We start from the raw sequence: 3,873 nt of genomic DNA on the forward strand, positions 1-3,873 counted from the left end.
CAAAAAAGTGGTTTAAAGCCTTGTACTATATGCTTTTAAACCACTTTTTACCAACTTTTTTGTCCTATATGCCGTTTATTGACATAGTGGTGTAATAGACAAATTTGTTGCTAAAAGTAGGCTTAAAGCCTTGTACTTATGCTTTTAAAGCATTTTTTACCAACTTTTTCCTATATGTCTTCATTGACTATCCCTATTTATTTAAAAATTATATTGATAAACTTTCATTGATAATTCCTGTGAATTATCTTCACTACATTCTACCCAGTCAGAACCTGGTCCCATTAAAGTCCAATACTGCCCTCTGATATCTTCTGCTGTCATAATTGTTTTTTTTAATTCCAAATCATACATAAGAAAATGATGTGTAATGAAGATATTCAAATAATTCTGTGTACTAAAATAAGTCGCTATCTTTGTTTGTAGGTTTACACTGTTCAGTTCATATACTCTATGATTTATTTTCAATGTCTGAGTAATTTGTTTTTTTTCAAGAGGAGTTAAGCTGTAGACTATTGTAAATAACCGCATAGATTCATCTACATCTTTAATTGGTTTTAACTTTTCAATACCTCGTTGTTTTTGCCATTCTTCTACTGACATAAGTACTTTCACTGTATCGCCAGCGATGGCACAACGGATTGGCGTAGTGATTTCGGCGATAATTCGATCGTAATTAATAAGCAGCAATACTATTATAAATACAACACAACAAATATGATTAGCAATACAACAATGTGCTTCAGACTTAGAACGAGAAGCAAAAACGTTATAAATATCTTGGTATTTTTTACATATTTTCTTTATTAGCCAACGACACATTTCTTACCTTATACAGGGGCTACCTACTTCATTGATAACTAGGCTTAAGATAATAGACTAAATCCATCTCAAACAACATGACTTTCTTTTCTTCTTTTCTTCTTCATTTCTCGCCCTTCTACCCGTTAATGATGATAAAAAATCGGTATCACACCGTTCCGTCGTTTTAGGACATTTGAACGTTTCTCCGCTTTTTCATTGGTTTTCTCTTGCTTTTTCTTATTGAGGTTGATTGTATGTATGGGAAGAAGGGGATGGGGATGGAAGGATTAACCCAATCCAGCTACATCACGGTCTAGCGCTAAAAGTGATGAAGCTAACGGCGAAATTCGCTATTGGATACCTTGATATTTGATTTGATACGTTGATATTTAAGGCAAAAAAAAACGCTAACCTACTGGTTAGCGTTCTTCCTTCTCTATTCAAAACCTGGCAGTGACCTACTCTCACATGGGAAGCTCCCAAACTACCATCGGCGTGACAACATTTCACTTCTGAGTTCGGCATGGATTCAGGTGGGCCTATTGCACTCTCGCCGCCAGGATAATTCGGCTTTTTCTCTTAATCTTGTCTTTTCTTCTATTTTTTCAGTCTTTTTATTCTGACTTTTTCTTTTTTGTTCTTTCTTCTCTTCAACGTCCCATACAAGCTTTCTACTGATTCTCTTGATACTTTCTTTATCTTTTTAGCTTTCTCGCTTTTTTTCTTTATTTTGCTTTCTCGCTTTCTTATTCCTTTTTTCGATTCTCGCTTTAGGCTAAAACCCTTCAGCGTTGTATAGTTAAGCCTCTCGGGCAATTAGTACTGGTTAGCTCAATATATCACTACACTTACACACCCAGCCTATCTACGTCTTAGTCTCAAACAACCCTTACAATCTTTCGATTGGGATAACTCATCTCGAGGCAAGTTTCGTGCTTATATGCTTTCAGCACTTATCTCTTCCGCATTTAGCTACCCAGCTATGCCTCTGGCGAGACAACTGGTACACCAGTGATGCGTCCACTCCGGTCCTCTCGTACTAGGTGCAGACCCTCTCAATTATCCTACGCCCACGGCAGATAGGGACCGAACTGTCTCACGACGTTCTAAACCCAGCTCGCGTACCACTTTAAATGGCGAACAGCCATACCCTTGGGACCTACTTCAGCCCCAGGATGTGATGAGCCGACATCGAGGTGCCAAACACCGCCGTCGATATGAACTCTTGGGCGGTATCAGCCTGTTATCCCCGGAGTACCTTTTATCCGTTGAGCGATGGCCCTTCCATTCAGAACCACCGGATCACTATGACCTGCTTTCGCACCTGCTCGACTTGTCCGTCTCGCAGTTAAGCTTGCTTTTACCATTGCGCTATCCTCACGATGTCCGACCGTGATTAGCAAACCTTCGTGCTCCTCCGTTACTCTTTGGGAGGAGACCGCCCCAGTCAAACTACCCACCAGACACTGTCCGAAACCGCGTTTCGCAGTCCTCGTTAGAACATCAAACGTTAAAGGGTGGTATTTCAACAACGACTCCATCACTACTGGCGTAGCAACTTCTCTGTCTCCCACCTATCCTACACATCAAAATTCAAGGTTCAGTGTCAAGCTATAGTAAAGGTTCACGGGGTCTTTCCGTCTAGCCGCGGGTACACCGCATCTTCACGGCGATTTCAATTTCACTGAGTCTCGGGTGGAGACAGCCTGGCCATCATTATGCCATTCGTGCAGGTCGGAACTTACCCGACAAGGAATTTCGCTACCTTAGGACCGTTATAGTTACGGCCGCCGTTTACTGGGGCTTCGATCAAGTGCTTCTCTTGCGATTACACCATCAATTAACCTTCCAGCACCGGGCAGGCATCACACCCTATACTTCCACTTACGTGTTTGCAGAGTGCTGTGTTTTTAATAAACAGTTGCAGCCAGCTGGTCTCTTCGACTGGTTTATGCTCCATTTGTAAAAAACTTCACACCATACCAGCGCACCTTCTCCCGAAGTTACGGTGCCATTTTGCCTAGTTCCTTCACCCGAGTTCTCTCAAGCGCCTGAGTATTCTCTACCTGACCACCTGTGTCGGTTTTCAGTACGGTTTCTCTTTACCTATCGCTTAGTGGCTTTTCCTGGAAGCCGGGTATCAGTTACTTCAACTCCTTAGAGTCTCGTCTTCATCTCTCAGTGTATGAAAGTCCGGATTTGCCTAAACTTTCCACCTACAAACTTAAACAGTACAATCCAATCTACTGCTAACCTAACCTTCTCCGTCCCCACATCGCAGTAAAGAAAAGTACGGGAATATTAACCCGTTTCCCATCGACTACGCTTTTCAGCCTCGCCTTAGGGGCCGACTCACCCTGCCCCGATTAACGTTGGACAGGAAACCTTGGTCTTCCGGCGAACGGGTTTTTCACCCGTTTTATCGTTACTTATGTCAGCATTCGCACTTGTGATACCTCCAGCATACTTCTCAATACACCTTCTTCGGCTTACACAACGCTCCCCTACCCAACAGTATTTATACTGATGCCGCAGCTTCGGTGCTATATTTGAGCCCCGTTACATCTTCCGCGCAGGCCGACTCGACTAGTGAGCTATTACGCTTTCTTTAAATGGTGGCTGCTTCTAAGCCAACATCCTAGCTGTCTAAGCCTTCCCACTTCGTTTCCCACTTAATATAGACTTCGGGACCTTAGCTGGCGGTCTGGGTTGTTTCCCTCTCCACGACGGACGTTAGCACCCGCCGTGTGTCTCCTATGCATTACTCTTCGGTATTCGCAGTTTGCATCGGGTTGGTAATCCGGGATGGACCCCTAGCCGAAACAGTGCTCTACCCCCGAAGGTATTCACATAAGGCTCTACCTAAATAGATTTCGGGGAGAACCAGCTATCTCCCGGTTTGATTGGCCTTTCACCCCCAGCCACAAGTCATCCGCTAATTTTTCAACATTAGTCGGTTCGGTCCTCCAGTTAGTGTTACCCAACCTTCAACCTGCCCATGGCTAGATCACCGGGTTTCGGGTCTATACCTTGCAACTATTCGCCCAGTTAAGACTCGGTTTCCCTTCG

Annotated in this window: 1 protein-coding gene and 2 rRNA genes; all 3 read right to left on the minus strand. The window is 43.5% G+C overall.

What is annotated here, in order from left to right; translation table 11 throughout:
* Positions 1–201: 201 nt before the first annotated feature.
* The gene (locus ACFFHT_RS09240; RefSeq protein WP_382375554.1) at positions 202–822 is read right to left on the minus strand and encodes a hypothetical protein; all 621 of its coding nucleotides are present in this window, start codon (positions 820–822) and stop codon (positions 202–204) included.
* Positions 823–1,249: 427 nt separating this feature from the next.
* Positions 1,250–1,365 (minus strand): 5S ribosomal RNA (rrf, locus tag ACFFHT_RS09245).
* Positions 1,366–1,599: 234 nt separating this feature from the next.
* Positions 1,600–3,873 (minus strand): 23S ribosomal RNA (locus ACFFHT_RS09250); the annotation flags it as partial.

The sequence above is a fragment of the Gallibacterium melopsittaci genome (assembly GCF_042433085.1).
GTDB lineage: Bacteria > Pseudomonadota > Gammaproteobacteria > Enterobacterales > Pasteurellaceae > Gallibacterium > Gallibacterium melopsittaci.